Source organism: Brevibacillus formosus (genome assembly GCF_003013405.1).
In the GTDB taxonomy this organism is placed as follows: Bacteria; Bacillota; Bacilli; order Brevibacillales; family Brevibacillaceae; genus Brevibacillus; species Brevibacillus formosus.
The window spans coordinates 87,494-108,530 of sequence record NZ_PXZL01000013.1; the positions used below are offsets into that span (position 1 = coordinate 87,494).

The window sequence follows — 21,037 nt, forward strand, 5'->3', positions numbered from 1 at the left end:
ACTCTTTTTTTGGAAAATCCCTTATATTTTTGGAGCTGTTATCAACTGACTTCAAAAAGGGGAGTGCAATGGAGATGGAAAAGGAAAAGCGCCGCGTAGGATTCGTTACGGGTGGAGTGCTGATGGGGTTAATCTTGTCATCGTTGGATCAAACGATTGTCTCAACAGCCATGCCGACAATTACCAAAGAGCTGGGAGGTCTCTCTCTTTATAGCTGGGTGTTCGCCATTTATATGCTCACATCGACCACGAGCATGCCCATCTATGGGAAAATGGCAGACTTGTTTGGACCGAGAAAAATGTATTTGATCGGGTTGTTTCTGTTTCTCTTAGGATCTCTTCTGTGCGGCATGGCAGATTCCATGACGGGTCTGATTGCAGCGAGAGGAATCCAAGGCTTGGGCGCTGGGGCATTGATGCCGGTTGCGTTCATTATTGTGGGTGAGCTATATCCACCCGAAAAGAGAGGCAAATTTCAAGGCCTTTTCGGAGCTGTCTTTGCCATGACGAGTATACTCGGTCCCTCTTTGGGAGGAATTCTCGTGGAGCATCTGCCATGGGGATGGATCTTCTTTATCAACCTTCCTATTGGTATCGCTGCCTTTTTGATCATTACCCTAGCCTTTCGTGAACAGCGGCACTACGATAAGAAGCCTGTCATCGACTGGTATGGGGTGATTAGCTTGAGTGCATCCATTATTCTCATCCTGCTGTCCCTTGTCATGGAGGGCAGGGAATACAAGATCGGGTTAGGGGGAGCAGGTATCTTACTTCTCGGCTTGTTCATCTGGATTGAAACCAAAGCAAAGGAGCCCCTGCTTCCGCTTTCCTTATTTCGCATCCCGGCCATTGGATATGGCAATCTTGTAGGATTCTTCGTGAGTGCCGCTTTGTTCGGGGCAATCGCATACATTCCTCTGTTCGTCCAAGAGGTACGCGGTGCAAGTCCGTCAGAAGCTGGATTCCTTTTAGTGCCACTCATGTTGTCCGCGGCGATTTCTTCAACGGTTGGGGGGAGATGGATGGCAAAAGCTTCATTTCGAGCGATTCTAATTCCCAGCTTATTCATCATGGCGACAGGCTTTTTCCTTCTGAGCACGATTGATGTAGGGACAACCAACGCACAGCTCATCAGCTACATGATTGTCACAGGTCTAGGCATGGGGGCAATCTATCCGGCACTTGGTACAGCAGCACACAGCGCAGTAAAACCGCAAGATCGGGGCGTTGCCATGTCGACATCGCAATTATTTCGTTCCATTGGGGGGACGATTGGAATCAGTGTGTTTGGGAGCATCGTAGAATGGCGGATGCAGGCGGGATTGATTTTTAGTGAAGCTTTGCACGACGTCTTTATTACTGGTTTGATTCTGATTGGAATCAGTTTGATAGCCAGTGTCCGACTCGGCAATAGTCGATTACTCGACAAAGAACCCCGCCATTCGCATCCATCAAATAGCGGGGTTCCCAAACAATAGGTTTACGGTTTTTTATTCATGCCTTCCATGGCCATCCGAACCATCTCTCTGACCATACTGCCGCCCAAGCGTCCTCCGATTCGACCGGCATCGTGAGAGGTTAACTGTCCATTATAGCCGGGCTGCAATGGAACATGAATTTCTTCTGCGACCTCGAATTTGGCCTGCGCGGGATCAGCAACGTGTGCAACCTGCGCTTTTAGGGCGTCCAGTCCTTTTCTCGCCTCGGGGACAAGAGGGCGTTTGCGTCTGCTCATGGTAGATCACCTCACGCCCTAGTGTGCCCAATTAGACGAGTGCTTTGCGCGAAGTAAAATCAGTCTCCTGATAGTAAGTATTAGCAACGAGCAAGTTCGGTCCTGCACATCCAGCGGCAGGGCAGAAGCAATTGATCTTCTGGTTCAGCGTGTGTTCTTGCCATTTTTCAAACATTGACTGAAGCTGATCGGTTTGAATGTTGCCCAATGGCTCTACATCCCCGAAATCAGTCACGATGACATCGCCGGTGAAAATGTTGATGTTAAGACGATTGCGACCATCTGGATCATTGCGAGTCGTCACATTTTTCGCAGAGCGCAGTCTGCTGATCAATTCCCTGTCTGCTGCTTCAGGACTACAAGCGAAAAACGGAAGCGTCCCGAAAAGCATCCACAAATCTTCATTACGTACATCGAGCATCCGATGAATGGCTTGACGAAGCTCATCGAGTGAAAGGACATCCAGATCGCGGGCAAAATCACTCGCGTACATCGGGTGCACCTCATGTCGCTTGCTGCCCATCTCCTGAATCTGACGGTGGAGGGTAGCGAGCTTTGTCCATGTGCGATGATTCAGCATCGTTTCGGCTGAGACAAATACACCTGCTTCCGAGAGCTTGCGTGCATTTTCCATCATCTCATGAAATTGTGCTTCCGCTCTTTTGATTGAAACCGGCTGCCGTGCTTTTGCGTAAACAATATCATGGAATTCTTCGGGAGTAGACCAGTTCCACGAGATATGCATGACATCGATGTAAGGCAGGATCAACTCATATCGAGAAAACGGCATAGACATGTTGGAGTTGATTTGGGTCCGCAGCCCACGATCTGCTGCATATTGTAGAATAGGCGCGATCACAGTTTTCACGGTGCGCTCGCTGTACATCGGTTCTCCGCCTGTTATACTGATAGTAAGCAGATCTTTTGCTTCATCGAGACGACGGAGTATGAGATCGACAGGGAGAGCGGGATCGTCTTTGTATCGCAATGTATCACCAACCGCGCAATGCTCACAGCGGAGATTGCACAGATTCGTTACAGTAAACTCGACGCTGGTAAGTTTATAGGCGGGGGGTGTCGCATTGAACAACGGCTCCCATGGATCGTGTAAAGGTGTTAATGGTGTAGTTGGAACCATGCGGATCAATTGTGAAACCTCCTTCATTCTGCGTACAACTCAACCTATTATAACGACATTAGGGCGGAAGGAGAATAGCTAACGAGATGATTATGGGGATGTCTTTTGGACGCGGTGTGCTTTTTCATGATCGTAATGTGCTGGCTTGCGCGGAAGTAAAAGACGGCGTGATTCATATGTGGGCGGAAAAAATCACATTGAAAACGATTGGGAAGCTCTGGTATCGAATATTTTTCTCCTTTCCGTGGTACTATCAATTGTTTCACCTCCTGCTTGCTGGTTATGTACTGGCAGCGATCTTGAAGCCTGACTGGGCCATCATCGATCCGATGTGGGCAGCTGTATACATCGCGGGCTTTCACTTCGTTTTTCCGAAAAAGATGAAAAAATTTCACGGTGCAGAACATAAAGTGTTTAGCTATGGGGGGAAGAAGTCGATAGCAGCACTGAAAGAGATTCAACGGGCAAATATCGTGAATGACGGTTGCTCGACGAATCTGGTCGTGTGGTTTTTTACGGGGTTCATTTTGTCTGTATTCTTTTTACCCTTGGAATGGAGCGTCGCATGCGGAGTAGCAGGACTGCTTGTTGGCATGCTCGGGGATCGCTACGTGCGTAAATATTTCGGTTTTCTTTACAAGCTGTCGGCTTTCTTTCAAAAATACAGCACGACCAAAGAACCGGATCGGCTTCATTTAGAGACAGCGATCCGCTCGTATATGCTATTTGAGCACATTCGCGAGGTAGATCGATTGCAGAATGCTTCGTAAGGAAAAGCGGTGTTTCCACTATGGATACGCCGCTTTTTTTGTTCCATGCAGGTCAGCAGCGTCATTGAATCCTGAAAAAGTATTCATAAAAAACAGGGAGGATAGAAGGTGCATATGCGCCCTCGACCTCCCTTTTCTTATTCCTACTCCCGTTCGAGCGGGCTTTCTTCCAGTTGGCGATACATCTTGCCTTTATCCACATACGATTGGCGAATGCGCACGAATTCTTTTAAGTCTTCCTCGTTAAGTTCGCGTTTTACTTTTGCTGGGTTGCCGACAACAAGCGAGCGAGGCGGCACCTTCATGCCTGGAGGAACGAGTGCACCTGCAGCAACCATCGCTTCTTCTCCGATTTCTGCACGATCCAACACAATCGCGCCCATTCCGATCAATGCGCCGCGACGTACCACGCAGCTATGTAAAACGGCGTTATGTCCAACGGTCACCTCGTCTTCGAGGATTAACGGGTTGTTCGGGCTTTGATGCAGGGTACTGTTGTCTTGTACACTGACGCGTTTTCCAATGATTGTCGGAGCGATGTCCCCGCGGATCACGGTGTTGTACCAAATAGAAGAATCCTCGCCAATTTCGACATCGCCAGAAACGACGGAGCCTTTTGCCAGGAAAACAGTAGGGTGAATCTTCGGTTTGATGTTTTCAAATGATAAGAGCAGCATAGTTACCTCCTAATCAATGAGTAAGCGAGCAATCTGTTTGCATCGGGCGCGGATGGAAAATAGAGAAGCGGCCAGTTGCAGGATCGCAGTCGATGACTGTCCCAGATAGCTTGTCTATCTCATGTGTTTGATAAAAGAAGCGAATACCACTTATTTCTTGTTCGAGATCATGTTTTTCCGCTTCCGTAATGGCGATGCTATATGTATAGCTGCCACATCCCGTCGTAGTCGGGACGAGTCTGATTCCGAGCTGTTCAGCATCCGATTCGTCCGCAAACATTTGTGCAAGACGTACTGCCGCAGTTGGAGTAATGGTGATCATCGTCCTACCTCCTTATCGCCTATCTATTGTACTACAAATGGAACCTTTGTGACTTAAACCATATATTTGCCTCATCGGCAAGGTAATGCTTTATTCGAGCTTAAAGCCCGTACCACTAAGGTACAGGCCACCACATTGTAAGCTCAAACAACTATGTGTCCATTATAAATGTTACTGTACAATTTCCCCGACATGATAAGCTCGCTTTATGAGGGGGAAGTTCATAAGTTTGTGTTCTGTTGTGCAACCTTTTCTTTTAACATAACGATTAAAAATAGGGAAGCAAGGATGGAGATAGCCACGCTAATCGTACCCAACCATGTAATCGACGACAGGGAAACTTGCTCAACCGCAATGCCTCCGATACCTGCCCCTGCGGCCATCGAGAGCTGCATCATGGATTGATTAAGACCAAGCATGATCCCTGAATTATTCGGTGCAATCCGTACCAAATTAAACTGTTGCGTAGGCCCGGAAGACCATGCAGCGAAAGACCATAGTACCAAAATGGCGATAACTGTAAACGGTTGAGGCGAGATAGTGACAGTAACTGAAAGCAAAACGAGAGCTACAACGTGAAGGATCATTCCACCAAGTAAAGTGGGGGATACTCCCCATTTGTCAGTGCTGAAACCACCCAATTTGGAACCGATCAGACTAGCTACGCCGAACGCCAATAAGGCTGCGCTCAACAAATTCTCATTCATGCCTGCGACTTCGAGAAGATAGGGTGAAATGTAGGTATATGCGAGGGAATACCCACCCAGCCAAAAGAACGTAATCGATAAGCCAAGTGCGACCTTCGGGTTTTTCAATAATGCTAACTGCTTAGACAGAGGTACCGGCTCATCCCCTTGCACTTGCGGGATCGTCCGGGACAGGACAAACATCGCCAGAAGTCCTGCCAGCGCAATGATACCGAAAACGGATTGCCATCCAAATGCAGCCGCCGCTGCGCGTCCGAGGGGAACACCAATGATTAATGATGCGGTAAATCCCATAATGACGGTTGCAATCGAGCTTGCCTGTTTACCTGCAGGAGCGATCCTGGACGCGATATCTAACGCAGTCACAACAACCATTCCTGCTCCTAACGCCATGATCACACGGGCCAGGACAAACAATTCAAATTTCGGCATAGCGAATGACAGTATATTGGCTAACACGAAAATACCTAGTGCACTAACGAGAAGCTTCTTTCTATCCATTTTCGCAGTTAGTGCCATCATGATCGGGGTGGAAATTGCATAAACAAATGAAAAAATAGTAACAAGCTGACCCGCCGCTGTAATTGAGATACCCATGGTACTGGAGAGTTTATCAAGGATGCCTGATATCACGTACTCGGATGTCCCAACTAAAAAACTAACCAATGCCAAAAAGTAAACCTTCCATGTATTCGACATGTATTTCACTCCTGTTAAACTATTTGCATCTTTCATCAGATATGGTCCAATAACGCTGAACTAAACTAAGAAATATTGATATATCGAGATATATCGAAATGTACTTTTGAAATAAAACTGAATACTCCATGAAGCATTCAGCTTTATTTCGATCATATTTGACTACTAAAAAAGGCTCCAATTTCACGTATTTTTTCTTCGTCCCTGGTATAATACGTGTATTTGCCAATACGCTCCGTCTTGATAAGGCCGGCTCGTTGGAGAATGGACAAATATTGGGATGCGGTTGATTGGGTCATATTCAATTTCTCAGTTATCTGGCTGACGCATACCCCGATTTTCCTCATATCAACTCCTTCATGGGGCGTAAAATGTTTTTCAGGCTCTTTTAACCAATACAAAATTTGAAGTCTAGACTCGTTGGACAGCGCTTTGAAAATTTCAATTGGATCCATACGCATAATTATATCGAGAATTATCGATATGTAAAGACCTCCGACCGAAAATAACGAATAACCATACTCACTAACCTTCCAAATCCTGCTTGTTGACCATGTATGAGGCATGTGATAGAGTAAATGTTACTGATTCTGATGTGCAGGAAATGTGGGTAGTCGCTGCTGCAATCGTTTCGACGATTGGCGGTAGAGGAAAGTCCAGGCTCGCCCAGGCTGAGATGCCTGGAGTGTTCGTACCTGGTGCAAGCCAGGGCAGTGAGGTGTTAAGCCTTGCTGACGGCGTGGAAAGGGCTCTCTCTGAGGCCCGAGTACGCTGAAAGTGCCACAGAAACGTAGCTTTTCTGGCGACAGAAAAGATGGAACGCGGTAAACCCTGCGAGCGAGAAACCCAAATTAGGTAGGGGAACCGTCCTGAAGGAATCAAACGGAAAGGACGGATGGTATCTTCGGATGCCATAGATAGATGGCTACCGCTCTTGGTGCGAGGGATTGCCCCGCTTGAAGCACGGGAGAGACAGAACCTGGCTTATAGCATTTCCTGCTGGAATGAAACGTAAAACCACCTGACCTCAGGTGGTTTTTTTACGTTCTGCGAAATATCGTTAACCCGCTACTTATCAATGATTGAAACACAGTGGAATGATTTACCGTGAACAAGCTTTGAAACTTTTTGGGATATCTTGTCGTCTAAAAAGAGCATTCGGCCGAAGAAAACAGTTCTACTGTGGACTATTCCATCATTTCTTCAAATGGGAGTGTCTGCTGGAGAGAATGAACTGATAACACTGTTACATTGATGGAGGGGTTTATTTTGCAAAAAGAAAAGAATCGAGGAAGCAAGGATCTCAAAAAAATATTGGCGACAGCGGTTCTGGCAGGCGCGCTTGCATTGCCGGGTACCGGATGGGCTGCTACGGCACTGCCATTCTCTGACATCGGGGGAAATGTGAACAAAGACGCAATTCTGAAATTGAATTATGCGGGTGTTCTGAAAGGTTATACCGATGGCACTTTCAAACCGTATAAAGAAGTGACGAGAGCGGAGTTCGCCAAAGTTGCGGTGCTGGCACTCGGGTACACAGATGCGCAAGCAAAGCTACTTCAAGGAAAGACCGTATTTAAAGATCTGCCAGCAGATCACTGGGCAACAGGATACATTAATCTTGCGGTATCCCAAGGCATCATCAAAGGTTATCCAGATGGAACCTTCAAACCAAACAACAATGTAAAAATTGCGGAAGCGTTGACTGTCTACGTTCAAGGTTTGAAGATTGATGTACGTCCATCAGCCTCAAGCGAGTGGTACATCCCGTACTTGCTGGAAGCGGACAGAGCAGATATTTACGATGCAAAGGAAACACCGACAGCAGCAGCTCCGCGTGAGATCGTTGCGAAGTATACCGATCGCTTTATGGAGACGCCTGTTTACGCAAACGGCGCGTACTACGACAAAGATGGCAATGCAAAAGGAACTATTCAGAAGCTTCAAGTAGTGAAGGGCGCAGTCGCTTCGTATGACAAGTCTGGCAAAAAGCTGAAACTAGTCGGACAAAACAAAGAAATCGAAATGGCTGATTCCGCCCAAGTGTACGGCAATCTGGTCGTAGGCGCGCAAGTGGAATACATCACGAAAAATGGCCGAGTGGCTTTCCTCACCGTAGTTACTTCTGACTCCGAAATAGTCGAAGGAATCGTGAAGACTGGCCTTAATTTTACAACGGCTGTAGGCGATGAAAAGAAATTCAAGGCAATCGTCAATGGAAAAGAAGTCGTTTTGGAAGTAGAAGATGGCGTAAATGTAAGTCGTTCTCACATCGGCCAAAAGTTTGTGGCAGTCGTTGGTGACAATGGCAAGATCAAGTCCATCACGATCAGCGACAACACAACAAAAGGAATTGTCGAAAAAGTATCTTCCGTGAGCGGTTCCAACTCGAAGAAAGAGCTGAGAGTAGACGGTACGACCTACACTCTGGATTCCAAAGCAACGATCAAAGGTAAGGCGCATCCAGAGGCAAAAGCAACAAGTGCTTCGTTCTCTGACATCGAAAAAGATGACTTGGTCGAGCTGACACTTAATGTGGACGGCAAAGTATCTGAGCTTGTTTACACGAAATTGAGCTTCACAGATACGATCACCGTTGATACAGACAAAAACCTGATTCGCGTTGGCGGTGTCAATTACGAGGTGCATGAAGATACAGAGCTGTTCGTAGACGAAGACGAAGTAGATGAGCTGGATGAGTTGACGAGCAGCCAAATTGCAGTGCTTACGTTTGACAAGAATGGAAATCTGATCAAAGTAGAGCAGGGTGTAGGGGCAGCCACGAACAAGCTGGTCTCGGACACAACTGCGTATGCATCAGGAAAACTGGCAACTGTCAAAATCGACGGAAAAACCTACGATATCTTGACCAACGCGAAGCTGACTGTCGATGGCAGCTCCGTATCACCAACAACGATTAAAACCGATCAGTTTAATGACCACCGCATCCTTACATGGAAATACAATGTTGGCACGAATGACATCGTGGAGCTGGCTTTGGAAAAGCAAACCGTAAAAGGATACGTGACGAAAAAATCCGGTTCCAAAATTACCGTGAACGGGAAAGTGTATGAGCTCTTGTCCGGCGTAACGATTGACAGCGATGCAGCATCAAACGACAAAGAGTACACGCTGACACTCAACAACGCTGGCAAAGTAAAAGCCATTACAGGTGCGCCTAGGAAAGTAAGCGGCGTGGTTGACTCTGTTGAGGTTCGTAACGATGACGGCAAAGTGACTTCCGCGAAAGTAGAGGTTAACGGCAAGACGTACGATGTAACGGATGAGGATGCGATTGAAGGCGTCGATCAATTCGAGTACGTGACATTGACCCTTGATCGTGACGGCGATGTCATTGCTGCTTCCGTCAGTGGAAAGCTGGCGAAAGAAAACGTGAGTTTCGTCGGAATTGAATCCCGTGTGAACAAAGACAAATACGTATTTTTCGATGACGTATCGACGAGCTTGAAGATGACGGAAGACGCGAAGATCAAATACTACAACGGTAATGACTTGAAAGAAAGCGATCTTTCCTCCAAGGACAAAGTGGATTTGTGGACAAATGACCAAGGTCATGTCTATGCCATTGTCGTAGCAAAACGATAAGAAAATAGAAAAAGGCGATCTCTTCCTCCATTCGAGAAGGGGTCGCTTTTTCATTTGCTGGCATCGTCTTTAAAAAGCATTTAATTGAAAATGGTTTTCAATTAAAAGAAGATGTGTTATATTCATATTGTTTCGTGCAAAACAAAAAGAGGAGTGGTTTTGATGCAGTTCGATTATGAAGTGATAATTGTTGGTGGTGGACCAGTTGGCATGATGGTGGCTGGAGAGCTGGCGTTGGCTAAAGTGAAGGTGTGCGTGCTTGAGCGCTTAAAGGAAACAACCCCGTATTCACGGGCACTCACTGTACATCCGCGCACACTTGAAATCCTGGATTTGCGCGGGCTGAAAGCGAAATTACTTGATAGAGGAAAGCCGATTTCGACGGGGCATTTTGCTGCGCTTGATACACGCTTGGATTTTTCTGTCTTGGATTCTTCCTCCAACTACACCCTGATTATTCCCCAACATGACACGGAAAAGATACTAGATGAGTGGGCAAAAAGTCTAGGGGTGGAAATACGCAGAGAAGTGGAGGTAATGGCCGTACACCAAGATCAGCACGGGGTTCAGGTTGAGGCTTCCGGGCCGAACGGAAAGTCAGTGCTGACGGCACACTATGTGGTCGGTGCAGATGGCGCTGCCAGCATTGTCCGCAAGCAGGCAGGCATTCCGTTTGTCGGTAAGAATGCGACTTTTACGGCTATGCAAGGGGATGTTGTTTTAAAAAATCCGCCAGAATCCGGAAGTTTTTCCCGCTTTAATGAGCAAGGTTTGGTCATGATTGTACCCTTGCCAAAAGGGATGCATCGGGTGGTGCTGATCGATCCAGAGCGAATGGCTGTGCCAAAGGAAGAACCAGTTACACTGGAGGAACTGCGCGCTAGTTTGCAGCGTATTCTTGGAGACGATTTAGGAATTTCCGATCCGTTTTGGATGACTCGTTTTGGCAATGCGACTTTGCAAGCTCAGCGTTATCGGGAAGGACGGATTTTCCTGGCGGGAGATGCGGCGCATATTCATTTCCCAGCCGGAGGACAGGGGATGAACGTTGGCTTGCAAGAGGCAATCAACCTGGGGTGGAAGCTGGCGGCCCATTTAAAAGGCTGGGCACCGGATTGGCTGTTGGACAGCTATCATACGGAGCGTTTCCCCATCAATACCGCATTGCTAACGAATACACAGGTGCAATCGTTGCTGTTCGGTAGCATGGAATTCTCCCCATCCATTATCGCTTTAAGGAATATGGTGTCCAACCTGCTGCAAATACCCGAGGCAAATTATCTGCTGGCTACCCAAATCTCTGCGTTCAATGTCCAGTATGAACCGGTTGGGGAGATGCAGCCGCATGTATTGAATGGTCGACGTTTTACAGAGTTGAATCTGCGTCTGGTGAACGGTGAGTGCCAGAATGCATACGAGCTTTTTCATTCTGGTTCATTCCTCTTGCTGCATTTCGGCTCGGATGAACGATTGGACGATGCTCTCGATTGGTCGAAATACAAGCATGTCCATGTAGTTCGCGCTTCGCTTGCTAAGGGAGCTGCTGATTGGCATGATGTGTATACAGCGTTGATTCGACCGGATGGATATGTCGCATGGGCTGTTTCCCAAGAGGAATCCAATCCGATGGAAGCTATTCGGAAAGGAATCACCCACTGGTGCGGACATGAATGATTGAAATGTGATTGTTTTGCACAAAACAAAATGGAATTGTTTTTCTCGAAACAATCAGTATATAATGGAGAGGAGATGGTAATCTAGGAGACATGATATGCAAAGCACAGAACTTTCCAAGCAGCGGATCATACAGCTTTACATACAGCTAGTCACGCAGCAAGAGCTGCGAGAAAGCAAATTGACTGCGCGAATGGCAGAGGAAATGCAGAAGCTGGAATCCGAGATGGGGATGAAGCTAAACCTTACCCTATCCGAAATTCATTTCATTGCCTGTATCGGGGATCATGGTCCCATCAATGTCACCACGATTTCGGAAAAAGTCAATTTAACGAAAGGGTCCATAACACGGATCAGCAAAAAGTTATGGAAGCTTGAGTTAATTAAAAGGCAACAGCTGGTTGATAATAAGAAGGAAGTGTACTATCGACTAACCGCAAAGGGACAAAAGCTGTATAAGATTCATCACCAGTTGCATCAGGACATTGAACAGCGATTTAAGAGCTTTCTGGATAAATACACACCGGAGCAATTAGCATTTTCCCGCGAACTGCTGGAGGACTTGCTGAATTGGGATTTCTGATATCGTAGACAGAGGGGCACCATCACACTGATGGTGTCCTTTTTATTGTCTCGGGGTCTTCTTGACAAATGAAACCATTCTTCCTACAATTTGATCGACCGATCAATTTTTTAGTTAATTGATCAAAAATAAGCATCAGGAGTGGAAAAGCAATGACTGATTCTTTTATTGCCGAGGCTAGAAGAGAGCAGATTGTTCTTGCTTGCATTGATACATTGGAAGAGGTCGGCTATCACAACTTAAGCTTAACGAAGGTAGCAAAAAAAGCCAGGATCAGCACAGGGCTTATTTCCTATCACTTTCATGACAAGCTTGATCTCATGAATCATACTTTGCAGTTTCTGGTAGCGAAGCAACTTGATTTTATTCGTAGGAACGTTGTGCTATCACATTCTGCAACAAAAAAACTGGAAGCTTTTATAAAGGCACATCTGACCTATCAAGAAACCCATTATAAACATACGATTGCCTTGATTGAGATTGTCTTTACTGCTCGGAATGAAAACGGGGTGCCTTATTACAGAATGGAAGACGAACAGGAAGAGGACGGACTAAGAACGATATTAGTGGATATTCTCAAGGAAGGCCAACAGAATGGGGAATTTACGTCATCCTTTCAAACAGAAATAGTCGCATCCTTTATTATCGGAGCGATCGAAGAAAGAATGCTTAAGCCAAATTCATCTATACCTATGGAGCAATACGCCGTTGAGCTCGTAAAAATGGTGATGAAGCTCATTGGCTAACGATACCGTTGAACTTTTGGCAACGAAAGAGGAGAGGATCATATGTCCGTTTTACCTCATATGAAAACGGCGGAGACAAAAAAACGTGCCGTTTCATTAGATCTGGCCAGAGGCGCTATGTTACTACTTATAGCACTCGCGCATGCCCCACTGTATCTGTACGCTCTGGAACCCGGGATCGTTCACAGAATGGAAAGTCAGAATTTCTTTGATCAAGTTGTCAATCTTTTTGGCATGCTCATCATCGATAACAGAGCGAGAGCGATGTTTGCTGTTTTATTTGGTTATGGTTTGGTACTGGCTTTTGATAGTCAAATGGCGAAAGGTAAAAGAGAAAAAGATGCTTTAAAGGCGGTCCGGAGGCGTTCCTGGTATTTGATAGTATTTGGAGCCGTTTTAGTGGTGATCATTGGCGGTCAAGATATTTTAATGGCCTACGGGGTAGCTGGACTTCTCGTCAGTTGGCTGTTAACACGTGAAATCAAGACTCTGATCCGAACCTTTATTGTTATCACGGTATTCTATATTATCGCCAATCCGATAATGTGGGGTTTCACGATGGAATCCATCGGAGATTATGGGTTTCCTCCAGAGCTTTTAACTACAGACACTTATCTTAGCACGCTGATACTTAGCTTAACTCATTTTCCGTTTATTCCCTTTTTTATTCATGGTATGTTCCCGATTCTTCCTTCCGTTTTGCTGGGTATGTGGATTGCCAACTATCAATTATTAACCAAGCCCGAGCAACAGTTACGAACACTTTCTATTATTACAACGATCGGCTTAGCTGTTTCCATACTAGGAGCACTGCCTGTAACCTTTATTGGGAGCAGATGGAACCCAAGCTTTTTTCTCGCTGGTTTCGTTTATGGATTCCACATTTTAACTGGAATTGCTGGAGGATTAGCTTATGCGGCTTTCTTTGGAATCATTGGGGCAAAGGTAAAAAAAGCGGGGCCTTTACTCCAGTCGTTTATGGCTTTAGGAAAACGTTCCTTGACATTCTATGTATGGAATGAGGCGATGCTGGTTTTATTCTTGTCGCCAGTAGCACTTGATTTAGGGGGACGAGTTAGTAACGGAATGGCTGCTTTGGTTGCGGTTGGAATATGGATTCTCTCTCTGCTATTGGCCACGATTTTAGAAAAATACAAGCTGAACGGACCATTAGAATTCCTAATGAGACGAATGGTACATAAAAATAATAATTAGTAACTTCTCATTTGCGCAGGGGTAGTGCCTTCTTTTTTCAATCGATTATAATAGCGTATAAAAGCCATTTATGGTTAGGAGAAAGAGGGAACCTTCATGACTTATACCACTCAGGAAAGCGGTGTTTTTCCAGCAGTCTGTTCACTTGATTGCCCGGACCAATGTGGATTGCTCCTTCATAAAAAAGAGGGGAAAATCGTCAAAATTGAAGGGGATCCGAACCATCCGGTGACGAAGGGGAATATTTGCAACAAAGTCCGCAACATGACAGAGCGCATCTACGATCCCAAGCGACTCACGCATCCGTTGAAGCGTGTTGGCAAAAAAGGGAGCGGGGAGTTTATTCGAATCAGCTGGGAGGAAGCTATTACCACCATAACTGAACGCTGGCGTGCCTTGATCGACTCAGACGGTCCCGAGAGCATTTTGCCTTACAGCTTTTACGGGAACATGGGGCGGATTAGTGTGGAAGGCATGGATCGCCGTTTTTTCCATCGTATGGGGGCTAGTCAACTTGACCGGACGATATGCAACAGTGCAGGGGCTGTAGGGTACAGCTACACGATGGGCGGAGCGTTTGGAACAGATCCGGAAGACACTGTTCATTCCAAGCTGTTCATCATGTGGGGGATCAATACGGTTAGCACGAACATGCATCAAGTGGTGTTTGCAGAACAGGCTCGAAAAAATGGAGCGAAGATCGTCGTGATTGATGTCCACAAAAATCAGACGGGTCGCTGGGCTGATTGGTTTATCCCGATTTTGCCTGGAACAGATACGGCTTTGGCGCTGGGCATCATGCATGTGCTTTTTGCAGAAAACTTGGTGGATTCAGCCTTTATGGAAAAGTATACGGTAGGACATGAAGAGCTTAAGGAACATGTTCGTACCTACGATCCTACTACCGTATCAGCTATAACGGGTGTCCCTGTCGACGATATTTACAAGTTGGCGAGAATGTATGGCACCACATCCCCGTCCTTTATTCGCATTGGAAATGGCATTCAGCATCACGACAATGGTGGAATGTGTGTAAGGACGATAGCTTGTCTTCCGGCCCTGACAGGGCAGTGGCTTGTCAAAGGCGGTGGGGCCAATAAAGGGAATAAAGGCTTCTTGGAGCACAACAAGCTTGCCCTGCAGCGACCAGATTTGCTGGCAAATAAACAGACGAGAGTCATCAATATGAATGAACTTGGAAAAGCGTTGCTCGATACAGAGCCGCCGGTGAAATCGCTCTTCGTCTACACGAGCAATCCGGCCATTGTTGCACCAGAAGGAAACAAAGTACGGCAGGGCTTGGCGAGAGAGGATTTGTTCACGGTCGTACATGACTTATTTTTGACGGAGACGGCTCTTTATGCCGATATCGTTTTGCCTGCGACGTCCTCTTATGAAAATACGGACTTTTACACGTCGTATTGGCATCATTACATTCAACTTCAGCAACCGGTGATCGCCCCATTTGGAGAGAGCAAGTCCAATACGGATGTTTTCCGCTTGCTGGCTGCTGCCATGGGATATGACGAACCTGCTTTTCAAGACAGTGATGCTGAGATGGTCAGACAGGCGTTGAAGGGGCACGGCAATCCTCATTTGGAAGGAATCACGTATGAAACTTTGGTCGAAAAACAATATGCCAAAGCGAATTTGGAACCCTTCTTTTTGGAACATCTCCCAACTCCAAGTGGCAAAATTGAGCTTTACTCGCAAGCAATGGCAAAAAGAGGGCTCCCCCCATTACCGACGTACACGCCATTGGTGAATGATGGGGATTTCCCGTATTTATTTGTCCCTGGGCCCAATCACAATTATTTGAACTCCACGTTCTCGAATAATGAAAAACATCAGAAGATGGAGAAAATACCGCGCTTGCATATGAATGTGGCAGATGCGTCTGCATCAGGCATTAGTGACGGAGATACGGTCCGCATATGGAATGAGCGGGGAGAATGCGAGCTAGTTGTATCGATAGGAGAAAATGTTTTACCGGGAGTGGTGGTTAGTCAAGGCTTGTGGGCTGATGCTCCTCACTCAAAGCATTATGTAAATGCGCTGACCCCGGATCGCATCGCGGACATGGGGGGAGGAGCTACCTTTTTTTCCGGACGTGTCGATGTGGAAAAGGTCATATGATAAAAATCAGCGAGTGTCTCGATTGTAGCCGGACACTCGCTGGTTACTTTTATTACCCGAAAGGATGGGATGGTTTATAGTGAGGGAGTTGTCCAATGATCATAGTTGCTGTAGAACCAATTCACCTTAATTATTTTTGAGCTTTACACAAAAGCAGCATGTCTTTAATGATATCTACGACAACATTTGGCTGATCAATATGAATGGCATGTCCAGCATTTTCAACGATGATATGCTTGCTGCGGGTTGATAATTTTGTAAGCTCTTTATGTAAGTGGACCCAAGCAGCCATAGATTCGGGATTATGATGAGGTTGTAATGTACCCGATACGACAATGAGTGGCTTGTTGCCAAGTGATTTAGAATTTCGAGCTTGTTCAAAGCTTTCTTCCATCTCTTGAATAGAACCTTCCAGAACAAACTGACCATAGTACGCTGCTTGAACTTCTTCAGAGAACAAAGGCACCATGACTTTATTTTGATCTTCATGACATGGATCTAATAAAATCACTCCGGCAACCTCTTCTGGGAATGTACTTGCATATAGTCGAACATTCAATCCCCCAAAAGAGTGCCCGACCAAAACGTAAGGGGGAGACACGTTTGCTTTCTGAAGCAAGCTTCTAAGATTCTCAATGATTTGCTGACTATGACGAGGTCTTTTATCACTTTCACTTTCCCCTATACCTGCTCGGTCATAAATGAACATCCTAGTATGCTTTGAAATGTCACCACCAATCGAACTCCAGTAGTTCAACGTACACCCATAACCAGAATCAAAAACCACCGTCGGAAAATCACTTATTTCACCAAAATATTTAAAACATAGTCTAACTCCACCGATGTCGAGCTTTTGACTCATTTCATTTATTCCAATGTCACTCATTTTATCTCCTCCAGATTTTTTTTCATTTGGTTCATTTCCACAAACCATGCAATCATCCTTTTTTTGTAAGGGAGCTTGGGTGAACCATAAGAAATGAGGAGACGATCAAATTGCAAAACAATTTTAACTTGGCTATACCCTTTGCATTCAAAAAAGTGTCCCTACCGCACATGGCAGAGGGACACTTTCTTATGTCACTTACAGGACAAAGCTGACGACGACACCAGACAAAAGACTAACCAGCGTGGCACCGAACAACAGCTTCAACCCAAAGCGAGCAACCACATTGGATTGTTTCTCATTCAATCCTTTCACCGCACCAGCGATAATGCCGATGGAGGAGAAGTTCGCGAACGAAACGAGGAAGACGGAGAGAATTCCTACTGTACGTGGACTCAGTTCAGATACGACTTTGCCCAGCTCGATCATGGCTACAAACTCGTTTGTTACGAGCTTCGTCGCCATGATACTACCAGCCGTCATCGCTTCCGCAAAAGGAATGCCCATCAGGATGGCAAAAGGAGCGAAGACGAACCCGAGCATTTCTTGGAACGTCCAGCCGAAAATCATACCGAACAAGCTATTCACAGCAGCGATCAAAGCTACGAAACCGAGCAGCATTGCGCCCACGACTACCGCTACCTTGAAGCCGTCCATGATGTACTCGACGAGCATTTCGAAAAAGGACTGCTTTTCATTGGTTTGAATCTCCAGTAAATCTTCTTCTTCGTTCACTGTATAAGGGTTGACGATCGATGCGATAATAAAGCCGCCAAACAGATTCAAGAACAGGGCCGTGACAACGTATTTCGGCTCAATCATCGTCATGTACGCACCGACAATCGACATCGAAACAGTGGACATAGCAGACGCGCAAAGCGTATACAGACGGTGCTCCGGCAAGGAGCCGAGCTGCTTTTTCACAGTGATGAAGACTTCATTTTGGCCGACAATAGCAGAAGCAACAGCGTTGTAAGACTCTAGCTTACCCATGCCGTTAATTTTGCTCAGAACAAAGCCAATTGCCTTCATGATAATCGGCAAAATCTTGAAGTGTCGCAAAATACCGATCAGGACGGAAATGAAGACGATTGGGAGTAATACGCCAAGGAAAAAGGACATTTGTCCTTCGTTTGCCAGATTGCCAAATACGAAATTGATCCCTTCCGCAGCAAAAGCAAGAAGCTTTTCAAACGATTTGGAAATGGCTGAAACGAATATAAACCCAAACTTGGTATGCAGAAGAAGAAAGGCGAGCAAAAATTGCAGAGCAATCATGACGATGATCGGTTTGTATTTGACCTGTTTACGTCCATTGCTTCCTAATAATGCTAACCCGATCACGATGAATAAGCCAGCGATGGGAATGATGAAATTCATTACAACCTCCAAGAAATTAAATAGTGCTAAACTTAAAAGGCAAAAAAACGCACTTCCCGACAAGAGAAGTGAAAGCGGTTTATATTCTATCATCCTGATAATATGATTGCAATTTATATGTATGTTCAGAATTATTATCCGTTGGCGTTTGGAACGCTGAAATCGGGCGTACTAGCATAAGCCCACCACCATACGGTTTAAGGAGGAGGTGAAATCCTTGGATGAGTTGCAGAGGCTCAAGCAGTTTATCACTTCAGCAGAGCATGTCTGGACTCAGATCGCGAATTCGCCGAGAGGAAAGCTCGTTTATACCGTAAACGGTGTGGATTACACGCCATTGCCCGAAAAGTACAACACCAAACGAAAAATCTCCCGTATTTTCCGCCGGTATTGGGGGAAGCAATTGACGGAAGTGATGATTCGGAATCTCCATTTGCGGATGCTAAAAGGTAAGCTCTGTGTTCCTTATCGTGACATCCCACCTTTTCCTGCAACCGTTTTGTCTTTGCAGATTAAAGTGAATCTGCCGGATCATCGGACCGTGGCTGCGATACTGAGCGGGGGAGGGAAAAAAACAAGAGTGGACTACCGGTTGATCCGAGTCGGCGCAACCAAATCGTTCACGATCATGAAACGCTCAGGCGAGCAGTTTGATCTGAGATATCAATCTCTTGCTACCATACCCCTCAACCCGAAGGCACAACCCGTACGTAGAACCAAGCAACGGGGAAAAAACAAAAAGTAACGAAAAGCTCCTCAATTCCCCCGAATCATAAGGGGCGAGGAGCTTTTGTTAGCATATCGGATTTTCGTATAGCTAGGCTCGAATGGAAACACGGTACTCCCGGAGCCAATAATCCAGTTGTCCAAGATAGGCGAACAACTGGGGTGTACTCATGAGCTGACCAAAAAACGGAATGCTCGAAGCCTGTGCATCTGACTCGGCAATTTTTCGAATTGTTGGAACATCTACCAGTTGTAGCAGTGGAGAGGAAGAGTCGTTTAAAATATCCAGCAGCCAAGAGCGAACGGCTTCCGTATAGGCGGGATTATGTGTTTTCGGATACGGGCTTTTCTTGCGATACAAAACCTCATCAGGCAAGATTCCTTCCATGGCTTTTCGTAAAATGCCTTTTTCCCGTTTCCCGTGCGTCTTCATATCCCATGGGATGTTCCAGACGTATTCCACGATGCGGTGGTCACAGAACGGGACCCGCGCTTCCAGACTGGCCGCCATACTCATTCGGTCTTTGCGATCCAACAGCGTGTTCATGAACCACGTTATATTCAAATAAAACATTTCACGTCGGCGAGCTTCAATCGGATCTTCGCCTGGAAGATGTGGGACTTCATCGAGAGATTCCTCATATCGCATGGCTACGTATTCCTCGGGTTTGACCCAATCACACAGCTCAGGTGATAGCCAGGAGGCACGTTCTTTCGTTGCTCTCGACCAAGGGAACGTTCCGGCATGTAGCAAGTCTTCTCGGTGAAACCATGGATACCCGCCAAATACTTCATCAGCGCATTCGCCAGAGAGGACGACGGTCGTCTCTTTTTTTATTTCGCGGCAAAACAGGTAAAGGGACGCATCTACATCAGCCATCCCCGGCAGGTCGCGGGCGAGTGTCGCTGTTTTCAAGGATTCGATCAAATCGTCAGTGTCGAACTCAATCGTGTGGTGCTGGGTTCCGAGAAACTTTGTAACGAGTTGCACATAAGGTTCATCCTCATTCGGTTGAAAAGCACTCGCCGTAAAATGTTTTCGGTTGTCGACGTAATCGATGGAGTAGCTGTGCAGGGTTCCGCGGCCCGTTTTTTGAAAATGATCTGCCGCAACAGCTGTAATAATGCTTGAATCCAACCCGCCTGACAAGAGGGTAGAAACGGGCACATCCGCAACCAATTGGCGTTCAATCGAATCCGTGACTAACTCCCTGACACGTTCCGCAGTTGTCTTTAGGTCATCCGTATGTGGGTGGCTTTCGAGTTGCCAGTAGCGCTTTTGCTTGACGCCATCACGCGTCACCAACAGATAGGAGCCGGGCCGAACCTCGTGTACGTTGTGAAAAACTCCATGGCCAGGCGTACGAGCGGGACTGATTCCGAAAACCTCCGCCAAGCCTTCACGAGAGAGCTCTGGCTTGACTTCGGGATGAGCGAGCAAGGCTTTTAGCTCGGAGGCGAGCAGAAATGAACTGCCTCTTTGTGCATAAAACAGCGGCTTAACCCCCATACGGTCACGACCGACAAACAATCTTTGTTCGCGTTCGTCCCAGATCGCAAAAGCAAAGATGCCGTTTAGCTTTGACAAACAATCGGGGCCCCACTCCAAATACGTGTGCAAAAGCACCTCCGTATCCGAATGAGATTGAAAAGTATGTCCGCTAGCAAGCAGTTCTGCTCGCAAATCCTCGGTATTGTACAATTCACCATTGTAAATCATGGTGCAGGCATGTTTGTTTTTGAGAGCCGACATAGGCTGCTGTCCGCCAGCAGGGTCTACGACCACAAGGCGACGATGACCGAGGGCCGCTCGAGGAGTCAGCCAAAAGCCTTCTGCATCAGGGCCTCGATCCTTGAGGCATTGGGTCATTTTTTGCAGCACATCACGTTCACCAGATAAGTCCTTTTCCCAATCAATCCATCCTACAATTCCACACATGGTATGATCACCCTTCTCCTGAAGCATTGCACACACAGCGTATGCAATTAGCCTAGCGAGGTTGTCTGTCCAGCAGGGAAATGACAGCAATATGCGGA

Annotated in this window: 18 protein-coding genes and 1 other RNA gene; 10 read left to right on the plus strand and 9 right to left on the minus strand. The window is 46.4% G+C overall.

The window, feature by feature from the left end; all coding sequences use genetic code 11:
* Positions 1–68: 68 nt before the first annotated feature.
* The gene (locus C7R91_RS12925; protein WP_052773371.1) at positions 69–1,478 is read left to right on the plus strand and encodes an MDR family MFS transporter; all 1,410 of its coding nucleotides are present in this window, start codon (positions 69–71) and stop codon (positions 1,476–1,478) included.
* A 2-nt stretch (positions 1,479–1,480) separates the two neighbouring features.
* Here the strand turns inward: C7R91_RS12925 and C7R91_RS12930 are convergent, their stop codons facing one another.
* Both C7R91_RS12930 and yfkAB read right to left on the minus strand, forming a co-directional pair.
* On the minus strand, positions 1,481–1,735 hold the full coding sequence (locus C7R91_RS12930) for an alpha/beta-type small acid-soluble spore protein (RefSeq protein ID WP_007724320.1): 255 nt from the start codon (positions 1,733–1,735) through the stop codon (positions 1,481–1,483).
* Positions 1,736–1,766: 31 nt separating this feature from the next.
* Complete coding sequence (gene yfkAB / locus C7R91_RS12935) at positions 1,767–2,882, minus strand: radical SAM/CxCxxxxC motif protein YfkAB (protein WP_047068707.1); 1,116 nt, start codon at positions 2,880–2,882, stop codon at positions 1,767–1,769.
* 77 nt (positions 2,883–2,959) lie between these two features.
* Between yfkAB and C7R91_RS12940 the strand changes: the two genes are divergently transcribed.
* Entirely contained in the window at positions 2,960–3,643 is a 684-nt protein-coding gene (locus C7R91_RS12940) for a DUF1385 domain-containing protein (protein ID WP_047068708.1), read from the plus strand.
* Between the two features lie 143 nt (positions 3,644–3,786).
* On the opposite strand, the gene C7R91_RS12945 is transcribed toward C7R91_RS12940, so the two are convergent.
* From C7R91_RS12945 to C7R91_RS12960, 4 genes are all read right to left on the minus strand, one after another.
* Positions 3,787–4,320, minus strand: a complete 534-nt coding sequence (locus tag C7R91_RS12945) for a gamma carbonic anhydrase (RefSeq protein WP_047068709.1) — start codon at positions 4,318–4,320, stop codon at positions 3,787–3,789.
* 13 nt (positions 4,321–4,333) lie between these two features.
* Entirely contained in the window at positions 4,334–4,642 is a 309-nt protein-coding gene (locus C7R91_RS12950) for an iron-sulfur cluster biosynthesis family protein (RefSeq protein ID WP_047068710.1), read from the minus strand.
* 221 nt (positions 4,643–4,863) lie between these two features.
* The gene (locus tag C7R91_RS12955) at positions 4,864–6,048 is read right to left on the minus strand and encodes an MFS transporter (RefSeq protein WP_106786198.1); all 1,185 of its coding nucleotides are present in this window, start codon (positions 6,046–6,048) and stop codon (positions 4,864–4,866) included.
* Positions 6,049–6,200: 152 nt separating this feature from the next.
* Positions 6,201–6,503, minus strand: a complete 303-nt coding sequence (locus C7R91_RS12960) for an ArsR/SmtB family transcription factor (RefSeq protein WP_047069466.1) — start codon at positions 6,501–6,503, stop codon at positions 6,201–6,203.
* A 147-nt stretch (positions 6,504–6,650) separates the two neighbouring features.
* On the opposite strand from C7R91_RS12960, the gene rnpB reads away from it, so the two are divergent.
* The 7 genes from rnpB (at position 6,651) to C7R91_RS12995 (ending at position 16,008) form a co-directional block, all read left to right on the plus strand.
* Positions 6,651–7,040: RNase P RNA component class B (gene rnpB / locus C7R91_RS12965), an RNA gene on the plus strand.
* Between the two features lie 277 nt (positions 7,041–7,317).
* Positions 7,318–9,654, plus strand: coding sequence for an S-layer homology domain-containing protein (locus C7R91_RS12970; RefSeq protein WP_047068711.1), 2,337 nt, complete (start codon positions 7,318–7,320; stop codon positions 9,652–9,654).
* A gap of 162 nt (positions 9,655–9,816) precedes the next feature.
* Positions 9,817–11,328, plus strand: a complete 1,512-nt coding sequence (locus C7R91_RS12975) for a monooxygenase (RefSeq protein WP_047068712.1) — start codon at positions 9,817–9,819, stop codon at positions 11,326–11,328.
* A gap of 97 nt (positions 11,329–11,425) precedes the next feature.
* Entirely contained in the window at positions 11,426–11,911 is a 486-nt protein-coding gene (locus tag C7R91_RS12980) for a MarR family transcriptional regulator (RefSeq protein ID WP_047068713.1), read from the plus strand.
* Positions 11,912–12,063: 152 nt separating this feature from the next.
* Positions 12,064–12,657 (plus strand): TetR/AcrR family transcriptional regulator, encoded by a 594-nt coding sequence (locus tag C7R91_RS12985; RefSeq protein ID WP_047068714.1) that lies wholly within the window; start codon positions 12,064–12,066, stop codon positions 12,655–12,657.
* Between the two features lie 42 nt (positions 12,658–12,699).
* Entirely contained in the window at positions 12,700–13,872 is a 1,173-nt protein-coding gene (locus C7R91_RS12990) for a DUF418 domain-containing protein (RefSeq protein WP_047068715.1), read from the plus strand.
* Between the two features lie 96 nt (positions 13,873–13,968).
* Positions 13,969–16,008, plus strand: a complete 2,040-nt coding sequence (locus C7R91_RS12995) for a molybdopterin-containing oxidoreductase family protein (protein ID WP_047068716.1) — start codon at positions 13,969–13,971, stop codon at positions 16,006–16,008.
* Between the two features lie 130 nt (positions 16,009–16,138).
* Here the strand turns inward: C7R91_RS12995 and C7R91_RS13000 are convergent, their stop codons facing one another.
* Positions 16,139–16,894, minus strand: a complete 756-nt coding sequence (locus C7R91_RS13000) for an alpha/beta fold hydrolase (protein ID WP_047069467.1) — start codon at positions 16,892–16,894, stop codon at positions 16,139–16,141.
* A gap of 198 nt (positions 16,895–17,092) precedes the next feature.
* On the minus strand, positions 17,093–18,274 hold the full coding sequence (locus tag C7R91_RS13005) for a NupC/NupG family nucleoside CNT transporter (protein ID WP_047068717.1): 1,182 nt from the start codon (positions 18,272–18,274) through the stop codon (positions 17,093–17,095).
* Between the two features lie 208 nt (positions 18,275–18,482).
* On the opposite strand from C7R91_RS13005, the gene C7R91_RS13010 reads away from it, so the two are divergent.
* On the plus strand, positions 18,483–19,019 hold the full coding sequence (locus C7R91_RS13010; protein ID WP_047068718.1) for a hypothetical protein: 537 nt from the start codon (positions 18,483–18,485) through the stop codon (positions 19,017–19,019).
* Positions 19,020–19,091: 72 nt separating this feature from the next.
* Here the strand turns inward: C7R91_RS13010 and asnB are convergent, their stop codons facing one another.
* Entirely contained in the window at positions 19,092–20,939 is a 1,848-nt protein-coding gene (asnB, locus tag C7R91_RS13015; RefSeq protein ID WP_047068719.1) for an asparagine synthase (glutamine-hydrolyzing), read from the minus strand.
* Positions 20,940–21,037: the final 98 nt, after the last annotated feature.

What these genes read in the sequence shown, in the direction of transcription:
- C7R91_RS12925 (WP_052773371.1), top strand. Translation starts at nt 69, where the DNA reads ATGGAGATGGAAAAGGAAAAGCGCCGCGTAGGATTCGTTACGGGTGGA.
- C7R91_RS12930 (WP_007724320.1), bottom strand. Translation starts at nt 1,735, where the DNA reads ATGAGCAGACGCAAACGCCCTCTTGTCCCCGAGGCGAGAAAAGGACTG.
- C7R91_RS12940 (WP_047068708.1), top strand. Translation starts at nt 2,960, where the DNA reads ATGATTATGGGGATGTCTTTTGGACGCGGTGTGCTTTTTCATGATCGT.
- C7R91_RS12945 (WP_047068709.1), bottom strand. Translation starts at nt 4,320, where the DNA reads ATGCTGCTCTTATCATTTGAAAACATCAAACCGAAGATTCACCCTACT.
- C7R91_RS12950 (WP_047068710.1), bottom strand. Translation starts at nt 4,642, where the DNA reads ATGATCACCATTACTCCAACTGCGGCAGTACGTCTTGCACAAATGTTT.
- C7R91_RS12955 (WP_106786198.1), bottom strand. Translation starts at nt 6,048, where the DNA reads ATGTCGAATACATGGAAGGTTTACTTTTTGGCATTGGTTAGTTTTTTA.
- C7R91_RS12960 (WP_047069466.1), bottom strand. Translation starts at nt 6,503, where the DNA reads ATGGATCCAATTGAAATTTTCAAAGCGCTGTCCAACGAGTCTAGACTT.
- C7R91_RS12975 (WP_047068712.1), top strand. Translation starts at nt 9,817, where the DNA reads ATGCAGTTCGATTATGAAGTGATAATTGTTGGTGGTGGACCAGTTGGC.
- C7R91_RS12980 (WP_047068713.1), top strand. Translation starts at nt 11,426, where the DNA reads ATGCAAAGCACAGAACTTTCCAAGCAGCGGATCATACAGCTTTACATA.
- C7R91_RS12985 (WP_047068714.1), top strand. Translation starts at nt 12,064, where the DNA reads ATGACTGATTCTTTTATTGCCGAGGCTAGAAGAGAGCAGATTGTTCTT.
- C7R91_RS12990 (WP_047068715.1), top strand. Translation starts at nt 12,700, where the DNA reads ATGTCCGTTTTACCTCATATGAAAACGGCGGAGACAAAAAAACGTGCC.
- C7R91_RS12995 (WP_047068716.1), top strand. Translation starts at nt 13,969, where the DNA reads ATGACTTATACCACTCAGGAAAGCGGTGTTTTTCCAGCAGTCTGTTCA.
- C7R91_RS13000 (WP_047069467.1), bottom strand. Translation starts at nt 16,894, where the DNA reads ATGAGTGACATTGGAATAAATGAAATGAGTCAAAAGCTCGACATCGGT.
- C7R91_RS13005 (WP_047068717.1), bottom strand. Translation starts at nt 18,274, where the DNA reads ATGAATTTCATCATTCCCATCGCTGGCTTATTCATCGTGATCGGGTTA.
- asnB (WP_047068719.1), bottom strand. Translation starts at nt 20,939, where the DNA reads ATGTGTGGAATTGTAGGATGGATTGATTGGGAAAAGGACTTATCTGGT.